This is a genomic window from Blautia sp. AF19-10LB, from assembly GCF_003461245.1.
GTDB classification, from domain to species: domain Bacteria; phylum Bacillota; class Clostridia; order Lachnospirales; family Lachnospiraceae; genus Blautia_A; species Blautia_A intestinihominis.
The window spans coordinates 1-22323 of the sequence record NZ_QTWS01000029.1 but is presented as its reverse complement, the minus strand read 5'-3'; the positions used below and the strand labels follow the sequence as shown (position 1 = coordinate 22323).

The window sequence follows — 22323 nt, the reverse complement described above, 5'->3', positions numbered from 1 at the left end:
ATTTGACACTGCTCTATCAATCATTCACCAATTTATGAATTACTTTTATCAGTAGTTCCACATCAACAGGCTTAGCAACATGTTCATCCATCCCTGCTTCTTTTGCTCTTATTCTGTCCTCCGTGAACGCATTTGCTGTCATTGCAATGATCGGTATTGTCTTTGCATCCTCTCTGTCCAGAGACCTGATCATCTTTGTAGCTTCATAGCCATTCATTACCGGCATCATAATGTCCATAAGAATGACATCAAATTCACCGGGAGCACTATTTCTGAACAGTTCAACAGCTTCCTGACCATCCCAGGCTTTTGTCACGTCAGCACCTTCATCCTGAAGCACAAATTCGGCGATTTCCATATTCAGCTCATTATCTTCTGCCAGAAGAATATGCAGTCCCTTTATAGATTTTTCGGATGCATCCGTCTGTTCTTCACGTTTATCCGCATCCAGATCTATTTTAAATGGAACCCGGATCACGAATGTCGTCCCTATGCCTTCTGCACTTTCAAAGGTAATCGTTCCACCCATTTTCTCAATCAGTTTCTTTGAAATCGGCATTCCCAGACCTGTTCCGGAAAATTTTGTGCGGCTTCCTGCATGTTCCTGTGCAAATGGTTCAAAAATATGTTTTTGGAACTCTTCTGCCATTCCGATTCCAGTATCCCGACAGACAAATTCCATTGTCGTCATTCCTGGCTGTTCGGATGGAATCTCCCTGCAGCTAAGATAAATATGTCCGTTTGCCCTGTTATATTTCACTGCATTGGACAGGAAATTCATTATCACACGTTTCACATACCTCGGGCTTCCAATAAGAGCACGGTGTGTGATTTCTTTTTTCTCCCATACAATCCGGATATTCTGTTCTGCAGCAATCTGTTCAATTACGACAAGCACTTCCTCAGAGATTTTGCTCAGATTAAATGGAACCTCTTCCAGAACAACTTCACCAGACTCCAGCTTACTCATATCCAGAACATCATTTACCAGTTCCAGCAACAAATTGGCTGCCGCTTTAACCTTTGTTCTGTATTCCTTCTGCTTCTCCATATCATCTGCATAATGGTCTGCCATATTTACCATGCCGCAGATTCCATTGATCGGAGTCCGGATATCATGGCTCATCCGCTGTAGAAACTCTGTTTTTGCCTCATTGGCTGCTTCTGCCTTTTTTGCTGCTATCAGAAGTTCTGCTTTGTATTTTTCATCTTTTTCCTGTTCCTTTTTCTGATGTGCCTGATTGGTTCTGTATGTCCAGAACCAGAATATACTGAACATCAGGAAATAAAGAAAAATGACACCTGCTACGCTTAATGGAAGGTTATAAAACACCTCTCTGTCCGGAAGATATGCATAAATATAATAATCACGCTGCTTCAGCATGATTCCATAACATCCAATTCCTTCCTTCTTCAAATGATAAATATGCTGACTGTCTGCATGCTTTTTCATTGCCTGAACAACTTCGTTGTCGGTTGTATTCTGCCCCAACAGGCTCTCGTCATTGCTGGCAACAATGATTCCCTCGTCTGCAACAATAATCGTTCCATCTTTCTGGACACTATAACCATTTAAAAGCCCTTGTATCGTCAGCGTATAGTTTCTGGCAAATTCAGGAGATGTGTAATAATAGGTCGCAACGATACCTGGTGCATCTTTTCTGGCACAGGCTGCAATGTCAATATGTGATCCGTCTTTCCTGTTAAACCGTTCTGAATAAGTTCTTTCTTCATATCCGTCAAAATCCATGATAATGTCTTTTTGCAGATACTCCGTGATCTCATTAGTCAGAGACTCATCCATACTGTATTCACAGTCCATCTTTCCCTCTGCATCCAGTATAATGATACCATCCACCCAGAGAGTCTGCAGGTTTTCTTTCAGAAAATCCCGACTTAGCTGACCGCCGTTTTCTATTTCCGTATCGATATTCGTGCTCATCTGTCTGGCACTTTCAATGGCACGGAGAAGACTTTTGGATTCCGAAGATTCATTATAATGGGTGTAGGTGGAGCACTGCACTTTCACATAGTTTACAATCTCCACCATTCTTTTCTCTGCTTCCGCTTTTTCTGCGTGGAAGAAATAAAACAGAGAGACTACTGCCACACAGATTCCAATCAAACCTCCGAGCAGCTGGATCCGTTTTTCTTTTTTCTTTCTCTTAATATCCAAGATCATCCACCTCCAGGTACTTCTGGGGATCATCCAGGTATTTTTCAATGATTTTCAGGGATGTGCCATCCTGACGCATTTCTTCCAACGTCTGCCCCATCTGCTCACAGATTCCTCTGTCATCATCTTTTGCAAAAGCGACACCTATTCCGGTGATCATCAGAGGCTCTTCCAGAATACGGAAGCTTGCATCATAATCCTTCATATACTGAACGATAGATTCCTCGTGTGCTGCAACTGCATCTACATATCCTTTTCCAAGAAACGTATAGATCAGCTCCCTGTGTCCCAGGCTGATCAGATTACCCAGCTTTGGGATTCTCTCATCCGTCCGGTTCAGAAAGATGCCTTCCGGTTTGGTTGTGGACTGAACAGCCAGGTTCTTTCCCTCCAGGTCACTTAGCTTATAAATATCGCTGCTCTCGTTTACAGCAACCACCTGACGGCTTGCTATGTATGGTCCTGCCCAGCGGTAATCGTCAAGACGTCCTTCCATAGAAAAACAGCCCATGATACAATCAATCTCGCCGCTCTCCACCAGTTCTTTTTTCTCCTCCCAGTTGATCTGGACAACCTCCACCTGATATCCCATTCTTTTAAAAGCTTCCGTAGCCAATTCTACATCGATTCCCGTCGGTACACCATCCTCATTCAGATAATTGTATGGTGGATAGTTGTCACTGCCGAGGGTAATAACAGGCTTTTCGGTTTCTTCTTTCGTGTTATCTGTGTTTTTACACCCTGCCAGGGTGACTGCTAAAATTCCCGCAAGCAGAATGCCTGCAATCACTCTTTTTCCTTTCATTTTCTGTCCATCCCTAACTATCCTTTTTGATTCTTCTATGTCCGGTTACTTTCCATTCGTCACTGTACAGTGACCTGCGGTTCGGTACCCCCCCCCACCAGATTTTATGCTTCTGATCGTCTTTTCCAGCACCTTCATCTCAACCGGTTTTGAAACATGTGCATTCATGCCAGCCGCAAGGGAATGCTGAATGTCTTCTGAGAATGCATTGGCAGTCATGGCAATAATCGGAATCGTCTTTGCCAGTTTATGGGAACTTCTGCGGATTGCCTTCGTTGCCTCATAACCATTCATAACAGGCATCTGCACATCCATTAGAATCATGTCATAATCACCTGGATCAGACTGTTCAAATGTTTTCAAAATCTCTTCACCATTTTCACAGATGGTACATTCCGCACCTTCAATCTTTAACAGTTCTGTCAGGATTTCTGCATTTATCTCATTATCCTCTGCACACAGGAACCGCATACCCTGCAGGATATTACCATCCTGCTCATCTGTTTCTGCCTGTGACGCCGGAGAAACAGATCTTTCTTCTGCAATTTTCAGATCCATAAAAATCTCAAAACAGCTGCCTTGTCCCGGTTCACTTTCTACATCGATCGTTCCGCCCATCGAATCAACCAGATTTTTGGTGATTGCCATTCCAAGACCTGTTCCCTGTATCTTATTTGTTAGGGAATTTTCTGCACGGGTAAATGCATCAAAGATTATATCCTTGAAATCTGCCGACATTCCCATGCCGTTATCTCTGACTAAAAAGCGATACTTTGCATAAACAGATGAATTCGATTCACATTCTTCTGCCAGAAGCTGAATTTTTCCACCTTCCTGTGTATATTTAATCGCATTAGACAGCAGATTACTGAAAATCTGCATCAAATGAACCCGATCTCCATTCACCCATTCATGACGGATGTTTTCTTTTATAATTGTAAGTGTCTGCTTCTTTTCATATATTTGAGAATGAAATATAGTGTCAAGTTCCTGAATAAAATCCAGAATAGAAAAGTCAGAATACTTGAAGACTGTTTTTCCTGCCTCAATCTTACTCATATCCAAAACATCATTAATAATTCCTAACAGATGCTGTGATGAAATATCTATTTTATCTGCATACTCTATTACCTTGCCTTTATCAGCGGCATCATGTCGGACCAATGACGTAATACCAATGATTGCATTCATAGGAGTACGTATATCGTGAGACATATTGGCAAGAAAACTACTCTTGGATCTGTTCGCTTCCTCTGCCACCTGAAAAGCTTCCTCTGCCGCTTTTTTTGCCTGCCGCAGTTCTGTATTCACTGTTTCCAGTCTCGCATTATTTTCCCGCTCCACACGAATCGCTTCCTGTTGATTTCTACGCATAATAAGAGAAATTCCCAGCATAACGCAGACAGCTGCGATAACCGTAAAGATAACGATAACTATCGTAACAAAATTGACAAGTTTTAAGGTATTCGTAGCAACATATTCTGCCGGAACCAGAAAGATAAGGGTCCATTCGGCATTTTCCATTCTTTTTAACCCGTAAAAATATTCTGTTCCATCCAGAACTGCATTAGAATAACTGCAGCCTTTTTCTTCCAGTTCCGCCTTTGTTTTCTCAAAGGAAGAATTGTGAAGATACTTCATGTTCTGTAAAACAGAAAAAACATTATGTCCCTTGATTAGTTCTACTTGATTGCTATTGAACAATTTAAATCCATTATCATCCAGTACATACACACTGTTGTTTCCATTATATGCCTCGCAGTTAAAATAAGGATTCAGCTGTTCCATGTCCTGAGCAATTCCAAAATAGAGAATTGAAGTTTTCTTTTCTCCATTCTGAAGATCTATGGGTTCCTGCAGACGATTCAGAAATATCATCTTTGACTGGTTATCCGTCATAGAATCAAAAACAAAACTGATCTTTTCAGGATTTTCTTCAAAATAATCCAGATCCCGGAAAAGTCCCCTGTTTCCGGATTCTGTATAATATCCGCCTTCTGAATCCACTGCCATCAACATGATCTTATGATCTGCATATGCTGATAATTCATATTTCTTTTTCATATGTCTGCATAGCTCATCTGTAGTCTGTATATTTGCATCTTTCAGATAATTACATTCTTCCGTTACCCGGTCCCAGTGGGAATCGATTACATCCTCCAGATTTTGAAACATCTGATGGGTAATCTCTTCCATCTGGTTTAATCGTTCCTCATAGATAATATCCTGGATATAAGTATGATACAGGAAAAAAAATGCAAGAAGCATCGCTCCGCCAGCCATACAGCAGCCCAATATTAAGTTTCGGTAACTCTTTGCCTTCCGCATCCTTCCCCTCCGCTTATTTCCATTCAGCGTCTGCTTCACTTAAAGTCTTAAATTGCCCCAAAAACTCTTTTGCCGCATCCATACCCACAATACCACTGTCTGTCACTTCCGTTTCTGACGCCAGTTTTTCACTGATTCCGGAAATTGCGACCTGATAAGTCTTTCCATCCTCCAGTTTCATATCTTCAGGATTTACCAGCATATATGGATAATTCTTACCTGTACCAACTGCATCGTAACCTTCTTCATACAATGCCCGAATCTGTTTTCCTGTCAGCCTGATTGTATTAATAGTCCGTGACCAGCCAGTCGGAAGAATGGTACAGATATCATAGTCTGTAATATTCTTTGCATACAGTTTTCCGCTCACGCCATCATTGTTCTGGTTCGTACCATTTCCACTGATCCATGTTCCAAGAGATATAAGAGCAATGTCACTTCCGGTCGCCTCGGCAAAACATCTGCCCACCAGCTTTGCACAGCTTTCCTGTGAGATTTCCTCTGTGACTGTTGTAATCACTTCCGGCTGGTTATTTACCACGCTGTCCTGATCCTCATCCAGCTGATCTGACACATCCTTTATTGATGCCTTATCCTGCATGAATTCCAGCATTTTGTTTCCGGTATTTACAATCGTATTTTCCCATCCAGCATAAATAAACGGTGTCGTATTCCCTGCATTGATCATATCTGAAATATCTGCATAAAAGGTGTCATCTGCCTTTGCATCTTTGAAAGGAAGTAGTCCTGCTTTTAATGTGCTGTCCGGATACAGGGCGCTGGTTCCTTCTACCGTAGACAATACCTTCATGACTTTTAATGCGTCTTCAAGTTTCTCAGGATGATTCTCCAGCTCTTTATTCAATCCATAATAACGGTTTACATTTAAAATAAATACATTCCTGCTTCCGTCTTCAGACAGGTATGGCATCAGACCAAATTTGTCCATTGTATCTTCTGTGTCCATAATGCCATTCTGTGGTCCCAATAGAAACAGTGAGTTTCCCTTTATAAAATCTTCTCTTGTTTTGCTATCATCTGCCGGATCACTGTTGCTGCAGTCAAGCATCCCAAGGTCTTTCCACTTTTGGATATATTCCATACTTTCCATCATGCCTGGTGTATCGCTTACATTTGCCTTTCCTGACAGGTAATCTTTCTGCCACTGCTTTCCAGACATGGTACTAAGGAATCCCGCATCCGCAATATTACATATATACTGAAAGGCTGAACCTGGGTACTGAATCTGTGCCATACATAACGTAACTCCTGCTTCTTTTGCTTTGTCTGCAAGTTCTTCAAGCTCTGTAAAAGATGTTGGCAGTTTCCAGCCATTTTTCTCAAGCAGTGTTTTATTATAAGTGATTCCATAACAGTTGTACAAAGATGGAAGCATATAAAGTGCACCATCATCGGATACATCTTTCAGACGTGATTCCACATAATTATCTGTAAAATCGTATCCGGAGAGATCAATCATCTTATCACTGACATCCACCACATCCGGCTTATAAAAAGTCTGTGTGCAGATGTCCGGAAGATCATCTGCCTCTAACATATTCTGCAGACAGGTTGTTGTGTTTGCTCCGCTGTACGGGACTACTTCAAGCTCAATCTCCGGATATGTTTTATGCACCTCTTCTATAAAGCTGTCCACCTCCAGATAAGGAGCCATAAAAGTAATTGCTTCGTGCTTCTTTGACGTTTCATCTGTTTTTCCACATCCTATAAGTCCTGTTGCTGCTATACATGCCAAAATAAGACATACGCTTTGTACTTTTTTGATTTTCATATTTTTCTCTCTTTCCTGATAAAATCATTATTGTTACGTCTATGAAATAACACCGCAAAAAAAACACTGTCAAACAGACAGTGCACGTCATTTCATGCAACTGGCTGCCATTTTACAGGCCCTGTAGCTTTGCGTCCCAGACTTTCATCTGGTTTGCCGATTTCCTTATTATAGCTTTTAAACTTATGCAAAAAACTGATTTTATTATACTTTAACGTTCTACTATGCACAAGAAAAAATTACTGTTTTAACGTTCAAAAACAAAAAAGAACAGCCGATACATATACTCGAACTGTTCTTCTACTTCCGAAGTCCACGCAGCATTGACATTACTGTTTCCTGCTCATTTGTACTCAGATCGTTCCATATCCCTAGAACTTCTTTCTGTTTTTCTGTCAGATTCTCTGAATTACCTTCCTGAAAAAACTGCGATAATGTCACGCCCAAAGCTGCACATATTTTTTCAAGTGTGATCAGCGACGGCAGGTTTTCCTGCGCCATGATTCTTCCCAGTGACGACTGGGAAATTCCCGACAGCTGCGATAATCTATATTTACTGATATCTCGCTTTTCACACAAAGATGTTATTTTATCCGCAATATACTTCTCTATCTGCAAGTAACTATACCTCATTTCCACTATTACATGTTCTTATTGTACCTGTAATAATGAAAAAATATTAGTAATCAACTTTGCAATTATTTAATACCGTAATAGGAAGTATACGCATAAAAAATATATAAAGATACTTTCGTTTCCGCAAAAGTCATTTTCGCTTATATTGTTTTTATAATAGCACAGACAGTTATGTTTGTCACATAAAAGTTTGAAACCTCAAACAAAAAAAATAAGCCTGCCATCATCCACAAATTTCTCCACAGACAACAGCAGGCTTTCTACTATCTCATCAACGCATTCACTTTTTTCTGCACTGCCCCATAATCATATCCCGCTGCCTGCAGTCTCTTCTTCCTGTCCTCGCCGTTCCCCCACTTTCCAGCAATAACTTCCTTTGCCACAGTTTCCACACTCTTTTTGTTACTGCCTTTCACCAGCTCATTCACCTTCGCCTGCACTGCCCCATAATCATACCCTGCTGCCTGCAGTCTCTTTTTTCTGTCCTCACCGTTTCCCCATTTTCCGGCAAGCACTTCCTTCGCCACAGCTTCCACACTCTTCTTTCCTGTACCGGTATTCCCGCCGGTTCCATTCACAGCCTTCTCATACCGTGGAGCCGCATACCCGCGGATATATCCCCATCCCAGGGGGATCACCCTTCTGTCAACCTTTTCACCCCTGTTACCTTCAATAGCAGTAATCATTCCGCCGGAAACCTTCTCCACAAAACCCATATGATCACTATACCCGTCATTCGGCTGTGCTGCCTTATCCCAGTTATAGACAATCACATAACCCGGCTCCGGCGTGATGGTGCCATCCTCAATCCAGATCCCCATCTTTTTAAAAATCTTCACATGCTCCTCAACACCGCATTCCCTGCCGATCAGATCACTGCATCCTGCCTTGATCCCGGCAGCAGACACACAGGTATCACACCATTCATCCGAATACTGCACCGCATATCCTCTTGGAAGCGGCTTCACACTGTTATACAGATCAATGATCTCCTTAAACTTTCCATTGGCCTCACTGAATCCCAGCCAGCCCCTCATCACATCCAGAACACTCCCAGCAGTCTTTGCCATAGTCTCACATCCCCCTTCATCAAATCTTGTCAGTTCATACTGACGGATCACCTTCATGCAGTCTTCCACATAGGAAAAAGAAGTGGCATACCCGTCAGCACGGATGGTTTCCAGATACTCCTGCGGATCCCGGATTCCCTGCAGGTTACGGTACCGTTCCAGCTGGATAAATTCAAAATAGCCCTTTACGCCCTCTTCCATGGAATCAAACACCCGGAAATTGTCACGGATGGAAGTCAGCGTCCCTTCCCTGTATTCTTCCTTTGTGCGCATATTTACAGACCTGCCAGTCCATCTGGTGCCACATTTCAGTCCAAAATAGTTATAGTACTGACTGGCCAGCCGGCTCTCGCCCCATCCGGATTCCAACACTGCCTGTGCGATCACAGGCGAGTACACCAAAATCCCATACTGTCCTGCATACTTCTTCACATACCCCGCAATATCTGCGATAAATTTCTCCCTTGCAATCCTCATTCCCCATCACTTCCTTCCCCTCTGTCATGCAGCTGTTCCAGCACATCCTTCATCTTCTGCGGGATCGGTAGCCCCAGATGCCCTGCATTCTCCAGCAAACTCACACCCTCATTGGAAATATAGAAAAAGATCACCGCCGTTCTAAGCACAGATCCGTTCCCAATCACAGCCACATCCAGAATATTCGCCATTCCCACTAGCAAAAAGATCAGCACCTTTCTGCAGATCCCCCGGAAGCCCACCTCACTGGAAAGCGTATGGTCCGCAAAAGCACACATCACCCCGGTCAGGTAATCGATCACCACAAAAGCGATCAGGGCATACAGAAGCCCGTCACAGCCTCCCATAAACCAGCCCAGCCATCCGCCTACAGCCATAAAAACCATCTGAATAAAGTTCCAAAATTCCTTCATGCCAGAATCCTCCTCCCATGAAAAAAGCAGCTCCCATTTCTGAGAACTGCCGTAAATAAGTTTTCTATCTTCATGCCCTGCGGCAGAAAGACCTACATTGTTTCTTCTGTCAGCGTATACGTGATCTTCATAGTCTTATCCGTATTCTTCACCACCGCTGACGAAAGATTATTGATACTTGCCAGATAAGGCGTCAGAAGGTAAGCACACCTGTGCTCCTTCCCGTAACTGCCGCCCCACATAAACACAAAGTTCTTATACTGGAACAAAGGCGTTGCCATAGCTTCAAACCTTGCGCTCCCCTGCGTTTTGATCACCCTGTCATCCGCCGTGATCTGGAAATCCCCTGCCACGATCATGTCTCCGAGCAGTGTCATATACACCTCACAGGAACCTGCCTCGCCAAGAGATTTCAGCTTGGAAGTAAAGCCCAGCGGGATCAGCGTCACATCCGCTGAATTTGCAGTATTGATCTTATAAACTCCCTTCTTGTCATAGGAAGGCACATACAGATACCCCTTCCTCACACAGCATTTTACATTCCGCTCCGGATAGGAACCATCCTTTGCCCTTGTACCCACTTCTGACAGCTTCGCCTTGGACAGTGTCCAACTCCCCTCCGTAAAGGAATAATCCTTTTTGGAGATCCGGATCCACACCATCTTCGCATCCCCGGAAACATTCGGCTCATTGGAAAATCCATACCAGTATCCGTCATGCCCGTCCATAAATTCCCCGTACTTTGTATAATCCCCCAGGAACGTAAAGCTTTCCGTTGTCAGTGTCTGCTCTTCCAGTACGGTATAAGTGGTATCATCCAGCTTCTCATTCAGCCCGATATTAAACACCGGGATCCGGATCTTCGTAATGGTCACACTGGAAGTCCCAAAGGTGATGGAATACAATAGGTTCTTTTCAAAATCCAGTTCCACTGCCGCTTCCACCCGGAAACGGAAGCACCACAGTCCCGGATGCCTCTGCAGACCGTTCCACATGATCCGCAGCCACATCCACAACAATCTGTGCAAAAAACTGCATATGGTTTTCCTCAGAAGAAGCAAACTGGATACTGACCAGCTTCACCCTGGTCTGCCCGATTTCATGCGCAGAAGCATTGGTAAACGTATGGATCCCGATCTTCCCGGTCTTTGCATTGTCTTCAATCTGGTTCAGCAGCCCCGAAATATTCTTGTCATTCCTTGACTTCGCCTGAGCCAGCCTCGGATTCTTTCCCACACATTTCAGGCTCTGTTTTCCCCCGATCTTCTGCCGGATGGAAGTGATACAGGTAATCTGTCCCTCATCCGCCTGTCCTCCTGCAAACGTCAGCACATCCCCCGGATCCAGGGCAGGGTTCCCGATGGTATCCGAATCAAACGGCACATACCGGATCACGGACAGATCCGCCAGGATATTCCTGCACAGCATCTCCCTGGTCTCCTTTAACCCAAACTGCAGAAGCGGGTTCACTCCCAGGTTCATGGTCAGCCCATTATCCGGATCCAGAGCATAATACTCTGCAATCTGCGTCTGCTTGTTGGTGGAACTCACTGCCGTGTACCTGGTGATAAAATCCGAAAAACTGGAAGAAAACCGGTGTCTCTGCTCCACCTTCATCACAGGATACATCCCGCCACCTCCATTTCCCCACGAAAAAAGCACCAGCCAACTGACTGATGCCTTCGTAAATATAATCATCCTATCTGTTGTAAGTCCAGTGTTTCAGATACCATTCATGCAGTTCTTCTGTTGTTTTACAGCAGTCTGCAATTTCTTTTCCCTGAGATATCCACCGGCGTGTTTCCCGTCGGAATGTATCAATATCCAATGCATAAAACTTATACGTTCCGCCCAGTCTGTGCATCACTTCATCATCACACTGGAACTCAAAATAATCATCCCCGTCCAGAACAACCTCTCCCGTCAGATTCCACACCCCTGACCACGGAGGACCACCATCTCCCGGAACACAGAAAGACAGCCTTCCATCTTCCAGAATAACAGGTGCCACCGCAATATTTTTCATCTGCGGCATATATGGCTGTTCAAACCAGTAAGCTTTCTTCTCATCCATTCTTCTTCATCTCCATGACAGCCGCCTGCCCTGCAAACTGGAATTGTTCGAGCTTTTCAAATACTAACGTCCTTAATTCTGTTCAATAATTGATTTATAGTAGTTACCAAAGTCAGCAAGTGAATTAACAATTGGAAGCATTTTTGTTCCGAGTTCCGTTAAGCCGTATTCAACTCTTGGTGGCTGCTCATGGTAATCGTGGCGATATGCCAGTCCATCACTCATCATTTGTCTTAAACTATCTGTCAAAACCTTTTGTGAAATACCATCTATACTTCGTTGTAGCTCATTGAATCTCCATGGACGCTCTTTCAAGTTACGCAAAATCAGCAGTTTCCATTTTCCTCCGATGAGAGATACTGCTGTTGCAACTGGGCATTCCGGTAATTCTTCTTTTGCTCGCATAATTCTCACCTCCGAGGCTATTGTAACACATTCGATTTTGAGTGTACAGTTACAAAAAGGTGCGTACTTGTTTTTGTATGTGTCTCACACTATACTAACACCAAGCAACTAGAAACTACAAATTAACTATGGAGGTATTATTATGGCAAATTACACAAAAACAACTATTGGAAAGGAAAACCGAATTGAGCTGCATGAAAAGTTGTCTTTAACAGGTGCAGAAATCAGTTTAAACGAACTACCTGCAGGAACAAATATCCCATTTGTTCATTCTCATAAAGAAAATGAAGAAATCTATGGAATTCTTTCAGGTAATGGCAAAGCCATAATTGATGGAGAAGAAATTAGCCTTTCAACTGGAGACTGGATAAAAATCGCACCTGCTGCAAAGCGTCAGTTTTTTGCATCCGATATTTCTGGAATTACTTATATCTGCATTCAGGTAAAAGAAAATTCTCTGGAACATTTTACAGCAGAGGATGCCGTAATCGGCTAATTAAAAGTATTTATTTACAAAAATGCACAGTTCACGATAAGCTAAGAACTGTGCATTTCTTTTTTGTTCAATATTACGTTTTCTCAATTTTTCAAACAAGAAGTTGTCTGTTATAAAATATCAGCAACAAATTCCTCTATCAAACGATTCACCTGTTCGGGTTTGTCTGTATTGGAATTGTGTCCTGCTCCTTCGATCCACGTCAAGGGAATTTTCGTATTGCGATGCCATGCTTTGTTGTACCGTATACACGAACCAGCGTGATCTTGTGTGCCGCACATCAATAATGCGGGACACTTGATTTCATACGGCAGATTCTTTTCCATGGCCGCTACCAAAATACGATAGCCATGTCCAGCAATTTGTGCATAGCGTTTCTGGTTTCCGTCATAAGTCAGCATCATTTCATGCATGAGGCTTCTACCATAGTCAGTCGTGGCAACGCCTTCCGACCCCGATTTCAGGAGCCATTTCCACGGATAATGAGCATATACCGGCTCCATCCGTTTCAAAAGCCAGATCTCAACTGCCGTCACATAGCTTCGTTGCAGCGGTGCAGAGTCAATGGAGACAAAGCCTGTCATTTTGTCTGGGTAAAGATGCGCATAAGCCTGTCCCACATATCCACCCATAGACTGACCGACAATAACAGGCTTTGTAAGTCCTTCTTGGTTTAAGATATCATCCAGCCATTTTGCCTTGTCGAACAAATTCAAAATCAAACCGAAACGGCCATGAGGAAGCGTGTGCCGGTGCATCCCAGACGATAACATTATACCTGTTCTCGAAATACTGAATCTGCTTATCAAACAATCTATGGTCTGCCGTCAATCCCGGTAGAAGAACAAGCGTAATTGTATCCGGGTTTGACACGCTTGCCCAATAGTGAATCGTTCCGCATCGAGTATGATAAGTTTTTTCTTTCATTGGGCTCCCCTCCACAAATTCCGATTGAGATTTCACCTGTTTTAAGAGATTTAATAACTGTTATATTTTGTTATTAAATTCTCTGTAAACCCTTGAAAACACTGGATTTGTCGCAGGTGAGCTTTCCCTTATTGTTTCCCTTGTGTTATATCGTCCCGCCAGTGTTTACAAACTCTGATAAGGGAAAATACAAGGGCAAGAAAATCATATAAAACAGTATAACACAAAATAAAAGTGACATGGTGAACTGATTGAAATGCTTCTGATTTTTATAACTGATGATTTATTGATCGATAAGGAGATAAGATACGATGAGAACAATATTTGCAGAATATAATCCACAATGCAACAGTATTGATGTTTATACCAGTGCCGGCTATATGCTTCGCATTGACTGCTGGGAAGCTGAGAAGGACTTAAAAACCACGCCTGGATCAGACTGTGCATTAAATGCACTTGCTATTGACGAACCACTGGAATATGCAAGATTATATCTTGATGGAAATTTACAGATGTGGGTTGATGCAGAAGATTCACTTGAACTTTAATATTTCCTGTTAAAAATTAAGTAGGAGGCGGTGACTAACCGCCGTCCTCTCAGTGGACGCCCCCCAATTGGTGAACTGTCCATTTTTTTTTAATAATATTCTCGTTCTTCCCACCATTCTTTCACTTAATATCGGATTCCAATATAAATCACATTCTCAGGCAGTAACAGTACAATAAGATTTATCGGATATTTCAACAGACGCTTATAACAATCCACTGTATATTTTTAAATCTTCATCCTTAAACACATTAAAGATTACCTTTTTTATTCTGCTGTCTTTGTTAAGATACTGCTTTACAGTGTTCGTTGCAATCTCGGCAGCTCGTTGCTGTGGAAAACGGAATACACCTGTAGACAAACAACAGAATGCAATAGATTCCACACCAGTATCAGCTGCAAGCTTTAGGCACTCTGTGTAGCAGCTTGCCAACAGGTCTTCATCTTCTTTTGTGACTTTCCATTGTATAATAGGTCCTACCGTATGAAGAATATATTTTGTCGGAAGATTGTATCCCGATGTTATCTTTGCTTTGCCGGTCTCTTCTTCATGCCCCTGCTTTGCCATAATTTCATGCATTTTCAGACGCAGTTCCATTCCAGCATAAGTATGAATAAAGTTATCAATACAGGCATGCATCGGTGAAAAACAACCAAGCATCTGTGAGTTACACGCATTCACGATCGCATCACATTTCAAAGTGGTAATATCCCCCTGCCAGATATATAATCTCGAATCGGATTTTACAGGTGCAAGCGTGTCAACATCTGTGATTCCACGCTCTATATTTCTTTCTGTAAGATACTCATCCTGTATTTTCAAAAAATCATTACTGATTGGTCTTGGCGGTCTGACATTCATAAGTGAGCGGAGCAGATTTTCCTGCCCCTGCTTATCCATAGGAATGTTCTGTCTGCCAAACGGTATTTCTTCTTTCAAAAGATACTGAATCAGATATTCTCTTCGCTCATCCTGTGTCATAATACCAGCCCCCTTATATCAGTAATTGCCTTTGCCATATCACCGCCAATACCGATTGCACGTTCCCCGAAGCTTTCCGGAACTACCGCTTCATCCATATTCAAGCGTATCAAACTATAAGACGAGTTCTCCCTCACCATCTTCTCAAAAGGGAAACGTATAATAATCGGCGTATTAAATCCAACTCCAAGTTCCAAAAGAACAACCTTTTTATCTATATTCTGTTCCAGAAAACCCGCATACCTGTCAGCTGCCTCATGCCACGCTTCATCTTCCACAAAATAATTATCACAACGGAGATTCATAGCCATATTGCCGCCACACACCGGACATTTTGGTACAAGTTCTGATGGAATCAGGCAGTCTCTTCTTGCTTTATCCATTTTACGAAACAGGTCTTTTGCATCGTAAGTCTTTGGATGACAGGCTTTCTGGCACTGGATTTTCCCATAATCTCCCTGTGTTGCAAATATTCTTTTTTCATCGAATCCCGCTTTATAAAACTGATGATCCACATTGGTTGTAAGTACAAAATATTCTTTATTCTTTACAAGATCATAAAGCTCTGTATAAAGCGGCAATGCCGGAGGATCAAAGCGGTTCATCAATGCATGTTTTGACCAGTATCCCCACTTTGCCTCCTCAGACGGATATGGATAAAATCCGGCTGCATACATATCTGTCATGTAGTACTCACCGTATTTTTTTATAAATTCTGCAAAATTGTCTGTAAACCTTTTACCACCATATTGGATTCCCGCAGCTGTCGATGCCCCGGCTCCTGCCCCGATTATAACACAGTCTGTATTTCTTATATTCTTTGCTGCCCTGTCAATCTGGTCTTCATATGCATCTTTTTGGAATACATAATCCCTTGCCGGAGTACTACATAAAAAGTTTCTCCAGTCAGCATGCCCTTTTCTGATTTTCTTAAAAATCATAATGAACCTCTTTTCTCAATACACTGCTTCGGACAAATTTCTGCACATCTTCCGCAATGCAGACAATGATTCTGGTTGATAGTAACCGGAACTGAAGATATATCAATGCATTTTTGCGGACATACAGAGTAACACAGTTTGCATCCAATACATTCTTTTCCAATAAAATACCCTGTCTGAACTGCCTCGGTTTTTCCAATTGTTATAGTATCCCTCACAATATTTGATGGATTGCTGATATCAAAATACTCTCCCTGTGCCTCATACAGCCGAAACACTTCGATTGCATCTTTCGTATCTCCCGGATAGATTTTCTTCATATATGGATTTTTTTCAAACATAATATCAAGATTCTTTTTTCCGATGTTCTTTATTTTTCCACGCAGAGACACCGCAATTTTGTCTTTTGTTGCGGATATTGCCACATACTGCTGCTCCATTAACTGGTCATAAAATGTTTTTCCCGTTGCTGTAAGGAAATACACACCTTCTTCATCATAGTACATCATATCTATGATTCTTGTCTGAGGATGTCCATCTGAACCTATCGTTGCAACTGTTGTTGAATGAATTTCATCCACCAGAAGTTCAAGATAATCCATTTTTGTCATTTCCAAGTCTCTCCTTTCAGTATCGGTGTAAGTTTTTTATATATCATCATGGTAATTGCTCCAATTACCATGCCTTTTAAGATATTAAACGGCAATGCATTGAATAGCACAATGTCCAGCTTAGTCTTAATAAATGGCAGAAATTCGCCAAATGATGCAATCAGCTGCTCCAGCGGCATAAATATTTCAAACAGTGGAAGTAGAATAAAATAATTTGCAATCGCTGCCGCTATTCCCATAACCACACTTGAAATAACACATGCCCACTTCGCCATTTTCTTAGTCTTTTTGTATTTGTATATAAAACCGGCAGCCAGTACATAGGATGCCCCCATCAGGAAATTGGCAAGTTCACCAATTCCTCCTGTTGATGTTGACAGAAGCTGTAATATATTTTTTATCAATTCTATCATCACTCCTGTAACCGGTCCAAAAGCAAACGCCCCAATCAGTGCAGGTAAATCTGACAGATCCATTCGTGCAAATGATGGACTCAAAGGAACCGGAAACTCTAAAAATGCCAACACATATGATATAGCTGCCAGTAGAGCTGTCATTGTTATCGTTCTTGTAGAAACTAAATTTTTTCTTGTTTTAATAGTTGCTGTATTGTTACTCATAAATCTCCCTTTTGTGAGATATGCCTGAATTTAAAACAGCCCGCAGGACGGGATTCCCTGCGGGACTTGTTTTATCATATCTTCTCTCATCCGGACTTTACCGTCGGTTATGGAATTGCACCATATCAGCTTTTGCTCGCAGACTATACTGCCGGTCAGGAATTACACCTTGCCCCGAAGACTGTAATTTTTTCTGTTAATTATCTTTAAAATTCATAAGGTGGATTTCCAGAGAAATCTGCGATTAAACCATGCGGATTTTCAAGATAGAATACCTCAAAAATAGGATTATCTGCTGTCTGGTACTGTCCCTTAACGATAGGATTGTTCATACATCCTTCCTTTACACTCTTGTTGTCCTCAAATACTGCTTTGCCATGAAGGCGAATCCATGCGTATTCAGGGGAAGATACTGATACTTCTACTTCAGGATTTGCTAACATATCCTTGTAAACATCCTTTGTGTTGTTAGTACAAAACCAAAGCTTTCCGTCCTGCTCAAAACAGAACATGAATGGACGGCATTTTGCCTTTCCATCTCTTCCGACGGTTGCTAAATACTGAACCGGGTTTTTCTGTAAAAATTCTACTACTTTCTGCATTTTAAATTACCTCCTTGATATGTTGTAACAATGATTATTACATCTTGTAGCTATACAATATCATTCGTTTAATGTAATGTCAATAGTTACATCAAACTTTTTGTAACTTTTTTTGTTACAACTCCTTTTGAAGATTTTACATTGATTATGAAAAACAAAAAGGCTCCGGAAATTGTGATGGTATAATCACTCATCCGAAGCCTTCTGTAGGCTACTCTTCCTCTGTATACACTGCAATATCTTTTTTCACATCAGCAAGTGTCATTTCTGAAAGTTTTTCCTCCATTGCCTTCTGTACTTCTAACAGTCTCTTATCAAGAACATGGTGAATATTCTTTCCTACCGGACATTTCTGATTGGGATTCTCATGAAAATGAAACAGTTCTTCATCTGGTGCACATTCCACTGCTTTATACACATCAAGGAATGTAATCTGCTCCAATGGTCTGGTAATTGTCACACCGCCTGTCCCTCTTGCAACTTCAATAAGACCAGCAGCCTTTAATTGTTGCAATATTTTACGAACAATCACCGGATTAGTTCCAATGCTTGCTGCCATAAAATCACTAGTCATCTTCTGATCCGAAAATGTATCTATACAGGCAAACATATGGATTGCCATTGTAAATCTGCTTGAAATCTGCATTATAAACACCTCTCTTTGACAGTAATCATATCAAAAAACAGATGTAATTTCAATGGTTACATTGTTGTTGAAAACTTAATATAAATACAATCAATAGTCTGCTTTAGAAAAAACAGGAAGATACTTTACAAAATCTTCCTGTTTTCTTTTTGTTTTAGTAATATCCTCGTTCCTCCCGCCAGTCTTTCACATAACATCGGATTCCGATATAGACCACGTGTACCAGCAGTAACAATACAATGAGGTTTATCGACATGACAGATTTTATCCGTTCACCAAAGTAGATTGCGATAGCTGTACTCATTATTGCCACCATAATGCTGAGTATATCCCAACAATATTTCCGGTAGATTTTTCCAACCTGATAGCCAATCCAAACTATAATCAATCCTGTTATTATGAATAAAATTCCTATAACAATAGTTGCAATCAGCCAGTACACAATCCCGGAAATGATGCTGTTTGAAATTACATTACTTAACTGTCCGAAAGAATCTGCACCTATGACAAACTCCCGAAACAAGCTTCCTATTCCTTTTCCTAACGCACCGAAAAAGGTGCTACAGTCGTTGAGGAAAACTGGTGAAAGAATAGCGGTAAACAGCGTTGTTGTTATGCTGTACCATGCCAGTAGAAACAAGATACTTTCATAACCAATCGTCATATTTTTATATTTTTTCTCCAACTGAATTTTTCGGTTATCGCATTTCTCTTTTGCTTTTTGGTAAACAGTACGGTCACATTTTTCGCATTTCTCATAAGGCACTTTTTTCTCAACAGCTACCTCAACCGTCTTTTGGTGTGTCTGTGCATAAAGTTTTTCCTGTTCTGCTTTTTCGTACTTAAATTTCCATGCCACGACTTCTGCGTCGGCTCTTTTCCTGTTGTCTGTCTCGCTGATCAATCGTTCCTCTGTTTGCCTTAATCTTGTCCACAATGCTTCGATATTCTCGGCTCTGTTTTCGCTGTTCAATTTCTCGTTCAAGGTCAGCGATTCGCTTAGCTGCCTGTTTAGTTCCTGGATTGTCTGGTCTTTCTGATCCAGTTCGTCCTGCATCTGTTCGGTCATCAGCAGAAGTTCTTCCACCTGCCCGACGTTCTCTAAGTTTCTGCATTCGCTCATCGATCTCCCTCGCTTTCTCTATCTGCTGTTTAAGGTCAGCAATTCGCTGTTCTGTTTCTGCAATAAGCTGTTCTCGCTGTTCAGCTTCTGCGTTAATTCCTGCCATTGCTGATTCTCGGTTTCCAACTGTTCGATTCTGATTTTCTGTTGCTCAATCTGTGAGAGCAGTTCTTCGGTATCTGGCAAAAGATTCAGCAGCCCGGATAATTCGCTGTTTAAGCTTTTTAAACTCTGGTTCTGCTCCTGAAAAGACAGAAGCTGCCTGTCCCGTTCCTGCAATTCCTGTACCATCTCTGCCATAAGATTCTGCTGTTCCTCGATCTGGTTTATCATTGTCCCCATCATAGGAATGACTTCCCGGCTTTCTTCTAATGTCATCCAATCGCTCCTTCCATTGTGTCAATGCACCGGATACTTTTCCAAAAGAAATTTGTATTTTATTCAGCAGTGCATTTTGTCTTTTTATGATCTGGTTTTCCTCCACTTTCCATGAAGCGGATGGTGTCTGCCCATTTTGAAATTTCTCATCAATTTTTCTGGCATCTGCACCCTCATGGATTGTCGGTATCTCTAATTTCCCCTGCCTTGCATAAGAACGGTGGTCAATGTGATTCTCCGTTTTCAAATGTGCATTACAGACGTTTGCCCATTCGCTCCGCCATAGTTCACAATTTTTTTGATTGTTCCATCCGGTAGCATCGGTTAATACACGTTTCCACTGTTTACGGTTCCTTGCACCGATTTTCGGATTACCGTTTTCGTCCAATACCGGGATTCGGATTCCATGACGGGCAGGGTTCTTTTTATCCTGCCACCAGTCCGGATGGGATTCATCCACTACGATATTTCCATTTTCATCTCTGAAAAAATCCCAATCCTTGACTTCTTTGTTCCCCCATGAGTGGTCTGGATTGAATGGTCTCATCGTCACAAGTAAATGCACATGGGGATTTCCATCTCCTTTATCATGAATACTCCAGTCCGCACACATTCCCTTATCTACAAAGGTCTTTTGAATATATTCGGTTGTATGATTAATCTGTTCCTGTCGGCTCCATTCTTTCGGAAGCGAAAATTCAAATGACCTGCCGAGTTGTGCATCTGCACTTTTTTCTATCCTCAAAACTTCATTCCATAAACGCTGCTTCTGAAAAATAAGTTTAAATTTTTCCAATGCAGCATTTTTTGTTATCTGCCCTTTTATATCGGACAGATTTCTGGAACCGTCTGATATTTTCAGCAGGTACATTCTGCCATTCCTGTGGTGCATCTTCACACATCATCAGGCTGGTATAAACGACTTCTTTTTTGAAGTGTAGTAGCTGATCCTGCCTGTTTCTTCATTTTTCATCACATCGCCATTGAGATAAGCAGATGCTAATATGATGGATTTTCCTTTGCTGCGTCCAACAATCTTTACTGTATAATGAAAAATCGCCATGATCCGTTTCCCCCTTTCTGCCGTATCCGGCTTTGATTTCCGGCAGGTAACGTTTTCCCTAAAAGAAAATAGTATCTGCCGGAACGCCCTCTGCGTAAGGGTGCTCTGTGCATAACAGCCTGCATGGAATGCGCCCCTCTGGCGAAGAGTGCCTCCTGCGGCATGAGCAGGTCTGGCTGAAAGCCCCGCCGACGGAACGAGCCCGGCAAGCATAAGCGCAGACCGGTTGCCACCTGTGGCAAACTTATACGGACGACCTCTGGTTGTCCATAAGTGCGCCCTTCATGAAAAAGCAATGAAGGGAATGGAAAACCCACTCCCTCTGGCATTACACTTCCTCCGTATTTGCAACTGGCTCTTTCTGCATTGCCTTTGAGAAAAACTTTCCGTTTGCTTCCTGCCTTTTTAAGAAGCCGATCAGCTTCGGGATATCTTCTTCCTCAATCGCAGAACCCAGCACCGATTCCACCGCACCGCCAATCTGGCAGAGCCTGTGTGTCCGCTTTTTGGTTTCCACATCTTTCTGACGTTTCTTCAGTTCCCGTTTCTGTGCTGCATACTGTTTTGCTTTCTCAAGGCTTTCCTGTTCTTTCTTTTCCAACTGGAGCATACGCTCCTCATAACTCTTTGTTGATCTTGCCATAAATATCATCGTCCTTTCATTTTTCTTCCAAACATAAGTTCTCTGTTGTCTGTCAGACGAAGTACATGGTATAATCTGCTTGCGTGTAGGTATATCATGGCTCCGGTCTGATAGAACCTTTGGCGGTTTCTTCGGGAACCGCTTTTTTAAGTTGAACCGTTTCTTGCGACTGCTTTCACATTTCCCTTATCCCTCAAGTCCCTGCCCTCGTTGGCTTCCATAAAGAGTTCCAGCATATCTGTTTTGATCAGGACTTTTCTCCCAACCTTCAATACCGGAAGTTTCTTCCACTCTACCAACTTTCGCAGGGTGTTCCTGCCAATTCCCGTATAATCAGCAGCTTCCTCAATAGATAAGGCGATCTTTCTTTGCGTCATATAACCACCTCCTTGTTGATTGCATTATGCAATTTTATTTGTGCTGTCAGTATAGCGTGTTTACATCTTGTTGTCAAGCATTATGAAATTTTATTTTTTTCTTTAAATTGCGTATTGCAATATATGTTGTTACGTGGTATAGTAATGACATACCGAAAAAGGAGGCACATCAGCATGAAAGATAAAGAACT

At 42.0% G+C, this 22323-nt stretch carries 21 protein-coding genes, 3 pseudogenes and 2 riboswitches; of the genes and pseudogenes, 2 read left to right on the top strand and 22 right to left on the bottom strand.

Annotated features, from left to right (window positions below):
* Nucleotides 1-16: 16 nt before the first annotated feature.
* The 11 genes and pseudogenes from DWX28_RS14610 to DWX28_RS14560 form a co-directional block, all read right to left on the bottom strand.
* Nucleotides 17-2182 (bottom strand): ATP-binding protein, encoded by a 2166-nt coding sequence (locus DWX28_RS14610; protein WP_118253369.1) that lies wholly within the window; start codon nt 2180-2182, stop codon nt 17-19.
* Nucleotides 2166-2981, bottom strand: a complete 816-nt coding sequence (locus DWX28_RS14605; RefSeq protein ID WP_118253366.1) for a substrate-binding periplasmic protein — start codon at nt 2979-2981, stop codon at nt 2166-2168. Before DWX28_RS14605 ends, DWX28_RS14610 begins: the two co-directional genes overlap by 17 nt.
* A gap of 45 nt (nt 2982-3026) precedes the next feature.
* The gene (locus DWX28_RS14600; protein WP_118253363.1) at nt 3027-5309 is read right to left on the bottom strand and encodes an ATP-binding protein; all 2283 of its coding nucleotides are present in this window, start codon (nt 5307-5309) and stop codon (nt 3027-3029) included.
* A 13-nt stretch (nt 5310-5322) separates the two neighbouring features.
* Nucleotides 5323-7101 (bottom strand): extracellular solute-binding protein, encoded by a 1779-nt coding sequence (locus tag DWX28_RS14595; RefSeq protein WP_118253361.1) that lies wholly within the window; start codon nt 7099-7101, stop codon nt 5323-5325.
* A gap of 92 nt (nt 7102-7193) precedes the next feature.
* Nucleotides 7194-7269, bottom strand: a riboswitch (cyclic di-GMP riboswitch).
* A gap of 132 nt (nt 7270-7401) precedes the next feature.
* Entirely contained in the window at nt 7402-7734 is a 333-nt protein-coding gene (locus tag DWX28_RS14590) for a helix-turn-helix domain-containing protein (protein WP_173907325.1), read from the bottom strand.
* Between the two features lie 266 nt (nt 7735-8000).
* Nucleotides 8001-9278 carry a glucosaminidase domain-containing protein gene (locus tag DWX28_RS14585; RefSeq protein WP_118253399.1) on the bottom strand — a complete coding sequence of 426 codons (1278 nt, stop codon included), beginning with the start codon at nt 9276-9278 and terminating at the stop codon, nt 8001-8003.
* Nucleotides 9279-9280: 2 nt separating this feature from the next.
* A complete protein-coding gene (locus tag DWX28_RS14580; RefSeq protein ID WP_118253355.1) occupies nt 9281-9697 on the bottom strand; it encodes a phage holin family protein in 417 nt (138 codons plus the stop codon).
* A gap of 92 nt (nt 9698-9789) precedes the next feature.
* Nucleotides 9790-10632 (bottom strand): annotated as a pseudogene (locus DWX28_RS14575) (hypothetical protein); the annotation flags it as partial.
* Nucleotides 10625-11329: pseudogene (locus DWX28_RS14570) on the bottom strand (hypothetical protein); the annotation flags it as partial. The pseudogenes DWX28_RS14575 and DWX28_RS14570, both read right to left, overlap by 8 nt.
* Before the next feature lie 67 nt (nt 11330-11396).
* Entirely contained in the window at nt 11397-11771 is a 375-nt protein-coding gene (locus DWX28_RS14565) for a hypothetical protein (protein WP_118253352.1), read from the bottom strand.
* Nucleotides 11772-11843: 72 nt separating this feature from the next.
* Complete coding sequence (locus DWX28_RS14560; protein ID WP_008373705.1) at nt 11844-12176, bottom strand: winged helix-turn-helix transcriptional regulator; 333 nt, start codon at nt 12174-12176, stop codon at nt 11844-11846.
* A gap of 142 nt (nt 12177-12318) precedes the next feature.
* Between DWX28_RS14560 and DWX28_RS14555 the strand changes: the two genes are divergently transcribed.
* A complete protein-coding gene (locus tag DWX28_RS14555) occupies nt 12319-12672 on the top strand; it encodes a cupin domain-containing protein (RefSeq protein WP_118253349.1) in 354 nt (117 codons plus the stop codon).
* Nucleotides 12673-12782: 110 nt separating this feature from the next.
* On the opposite strand, the gene DWX28_RS14550 is transcribed toward DWX28_RS14555, so the two are convergent.
* Nucleotides 12783-13445 (bottom strand): alpha/beta fold hydrolase, encoded by a 663-nt coding sequence (locus DWX28_RS14550; RefSeq protein ID WP_330417673.1) that lies wholly within the window; start codon nt 13443-13445, stop codon nt 12783-12785.
* A 465-nt stretch (nt 13446-13910) separates the two neighbouring features.
* Here DWX28_RS14550 and DWX28_RS14545 point away from each other — a divergent pair, with 465 nt between their 5' ends.
* Nucleotides 13911-14147, top strand: a complete 237-nt coding sequence (locus DWX28_RS14545; RefSeq protein ID WP_118253346.1) for a DUF6061 family protein — start codon at nt 13911-13913, stop codon at nt 14145-14147.
* A 204-nt stretch (nt 14148-14351) separates the two neighbouring features.
* Here DWX28_RS14545 and DWX28_RS14540 read toward each other — a convergent pair whose 3' ends face one another.
* From DWX28_RS14540 to DWX28_RS14490, 10 genes and pseudogenes are all read right to left on the bottom strand, one after another.
* Nucleotides 14352-15128 carry a protein-ADP-ribose hydrolase gene (locus DWX28_RS14540; RefSeq protein ID WP_118253344.1) on the bottom strand — a complete coding sequence of 259 codons (777 nt, stop codon included), beginning with the start codon at nt 15126-15128 and terminating at the stop codon, nt 14352-14354.
* Nucleotides 15125-16069: a Sir2 silent information regulator family NAD-dependent deacetylase gene (locus DWX28_RS14535; protein ID WP_118253342.1), complete on the bottom strand. Its 945-nt coding sequence runs from the start codon at nt 16067-16069 to the stop codon at nt 15125-15127. The genes DWX28_RS14540 and DWX28_RS14535 overlap by 4 nt, the downstream gene beginning before the upstream one ends.
* Nucleotides 16066-16680 carry a 4Fe-4S binding protein gene (locus DWX28_RS14530; protein ID WP_004844995.1) on the bottom strand — a complete coding sequence of 205 codons (615 nt, stop codon included), beginning with the start codon at nt 16678-16680 and terminating at the stop codon, nt 16066-16068. The genes DWX28_RS14535 and DWX28_RS14530 overlap by 4 nt, the downstream gene beginning before the upstream one ends.
* Nucleotides 16677-17300 carry an ECF transporter S component gene (locus DWX28_RS14525; RefSeq protein WP_118253339.1) on the bottom strand — a complete coding sequence of 208 codons (624 nt, stop codon included), beginning with the start codon at nt 17298-17300 and terminating at the stop codon, nt 16677-16679. The genes DWX28_RS14530 and DWX28_RS14525 overlap by 4 nt, the downstream gene beginning before the upstream one ends.
* A 74-nt stretch (nt 17301-17374) precedes the next feature.
* Nucleotides 17375-17486: riboswitch (FMN riboswitch) on the bottom strand.
* 20 nt (nt 17487-17506) lie between these two features.
* A complete protein-coding gene (locus DWX28_RS14520; RefSeq protein ID WP_004844992.1) occupies nt 17507-17902 on the bottom strand; it encodes a pyridoxamine 5'-phosphate oxidase family protein in 396 nt (131 codons plus the stop codon).
* A gap of 211 nt (nt 17903-18113) precedes the next feature.
* Entirely contained in the window at nt 18114-18548 is a 435-nt protein-coding gene (locus tag DWX28_RS14515; protein ID WP_009243644.1) for an Rrf2 family transcriptional regulator, read from the bottom strand.
* 154 nt (nt 18549-18702) lie between these two features.
* Nucleotides 18703-19407 carry a DUF6040 family protein gene (locus DWX28_RS14510; RefSeq protein ID WP_118253336.1) on the bottom strand — a complete coding sequence of 235 codons (705 nt, stop codon included), beginning with the start codon at nt 19405-19407 and terminating at the stop codon, nt 18703-18705.
* Nucleotides 19391-21112: pseudogene (locus tag DWX28_RS14505) on the bottom strand (MobA/MobL family protein). The gene DWX28_RS14510 and the pseudogene DWX28_RS14505 overlap by 17 nt, the downstream one beginning before the upstream one ends.
* A gap of 328 nt (nt 21113-21440) precedes the next feature.
* Complete coding sequence (locus tag DWX28_RS14495; RefSeq protein WP_055219036.1) at nt 21441-21755, bottom strand: hypothetical protein; 315 nt, start codon at nt 21753-21755, stop codon at nt 21441-21443.
* 146 nt (nt 21756-21901) lie between these two features.
* Complete coding sequence (locus DWX28_RS14490) at nt 21902-22132, bottom strand: helix-turn-helix domain-containing protein (RefSeq protein WP_118253328.1); 231 nt, start codon at nt 22130-22132, stop codon at nt 21902-21904.
* Nucleotides 22133-22323 lie beyond the last annotated feature (191 nt).

What these genes read in the sequence shown, in the direction of transcription:
- DWX28_RS14560 (WP_008373705.1), bottom strand. Translation starts at nt 12,176, where the DNA reads ATGCGAGCAAAAGAAGAATTACCGGAATGCCCAGTTGCAACAGCAGTA.
- DWX28_RS14545 (WP_118253346.1), top strand. Translation starts at nt 13,911, where the DNA reads ATGAGAACAATATTTGCAGAATATAATCCACAATGCAACAGTATTGAT.
- DWX28_RS14490 (WP_118253328.1), bottom strand. Translation starts at nt 22,132, where the DNA reads ATGACGCAAAGAAAGATCGCCTTATCTATTGAGGAAGCTGCTGATTAT.
- DWX28_RS14515 (WP_009243644.1), bottom strand. Translation starts at nt 18,548, where the DNA reads ATGCAGATTTCAAGCAGATTTACAATGGCAATCCATATGTTTGCCTGT.
- DWX28_RS14580 (WP_118253355.1), bottom strand. Translation starts at nt 9,697, where the DNA reads ATGAAGGAATTTTGGAACTTTATTCAGATGGTTTTTATGGCTGTAGGC.
- DWX28_RS14550 (WP_330417673.1), bottom strand. Translation starts at nt 13,445, where the DNA reads ATGTTATCGTCTGGGATGCACCGGCACACGCTTCCTCATGGCCGTTTC.
- DWX28_RS14565 (WP_118253352.1), bottom strand. Translation starts at nt 11,771, where the DNA reads ATGGATGAGAAGAAAGCTTACTGGTTTGAACAGCCATATATGCCGCAG.
- DWX28_RS14520 (WP_004844992.1), bottom strand. Translation starts at nt 17,902, where the DNA reads ATGCAGAAAGTAGTAGAATTTTTACAGAAAAACCCGGTTCAGTATTTA.
- DWX28_RS14525 (WP_118253339.1), bottom strand. Translation starts at nt 17,300, where the DNA reads ATGAGTAACAATACAGCAACTATTAAAACAAGAAAAAATTTAGTTTCT.
- DWX28_RS14555 (WP_118253349.1), top strand. Translation starts at nt 12,319, where the DNA reads ATGGCAAATTACACAAAAACAACTATTGGAAAGGAAAACCGAATTGAG.
- DWX28_RS14610 (WP_118253369.1), bottom strand. Translation starts at nt 2,182, where the DNA reads ATGATCTTGGATATTAAGAGAAAGAAAAAAGAAAAACGGATCCAGCTG.
- DWX28_RS14535 (WP_118253342.1), bottom strand. Translation starts at nt 16,069, where the DNA reads ATGATTTTTAAGAAAATCAGAAAAGGGCATGCTGACTGGAGAAACTTT.
- DWX28_RS14495 (WP_055219036.1), bottom strand. Translation starts at nt 21,755, where the DNA reads ATGGCAAGATCAACAAAGAGTTATGAGGAGCGTATGCTCCAGTTGGAA.
- DWX28_RS14600 (WP_118253363.1), bottom strand. Translation starts at nt 5,309, where the DNA reads ATGCGGAAGGCAAAGAGTTACCGAAACTTAATATTGGGCTGCTGTATG.
- DWX28_RS14605 (WP_118253366.1), bottom strand. Translation starts at nt 2,981, where the DNA reads ATGAAAGGAAAAAGAGTGATTGCAGGCATTCTGCTTGCGGGAATTTTA.
- DWX28_RS14540 (WP_118253344.1), bottom strand. Translation starts at nt 15,128, where the DNA reads ATGACACAGGATGAGCGAAGAGAATATCTGATTCAGTATCTTTTGAAA.
- DWX28_RS14590 (WP_173907325.1), bottom strand. Translation starts at nt 7,734, where the DNA reads ATGAGGTATAGTTACTTGCAGATAGAGAAGTATATTGCGGATAAAATA.
- DWX28_RS14595 (WP_118253361.1), bottom strand. Translation starts at nt 7,101, where the DNA reads ATGAAAATCAAAAAAGTACAAAGCGTATGTCTTATTTTGGCATGTATA.
- DWX28_RS14530 (WP_004844995.1), bottom strand. Translation starts at nt 16,680, where the DNA reads ATGACAAAAATGGATTATCTTGAACTTCTGGTGGATGAAATTCATTCA.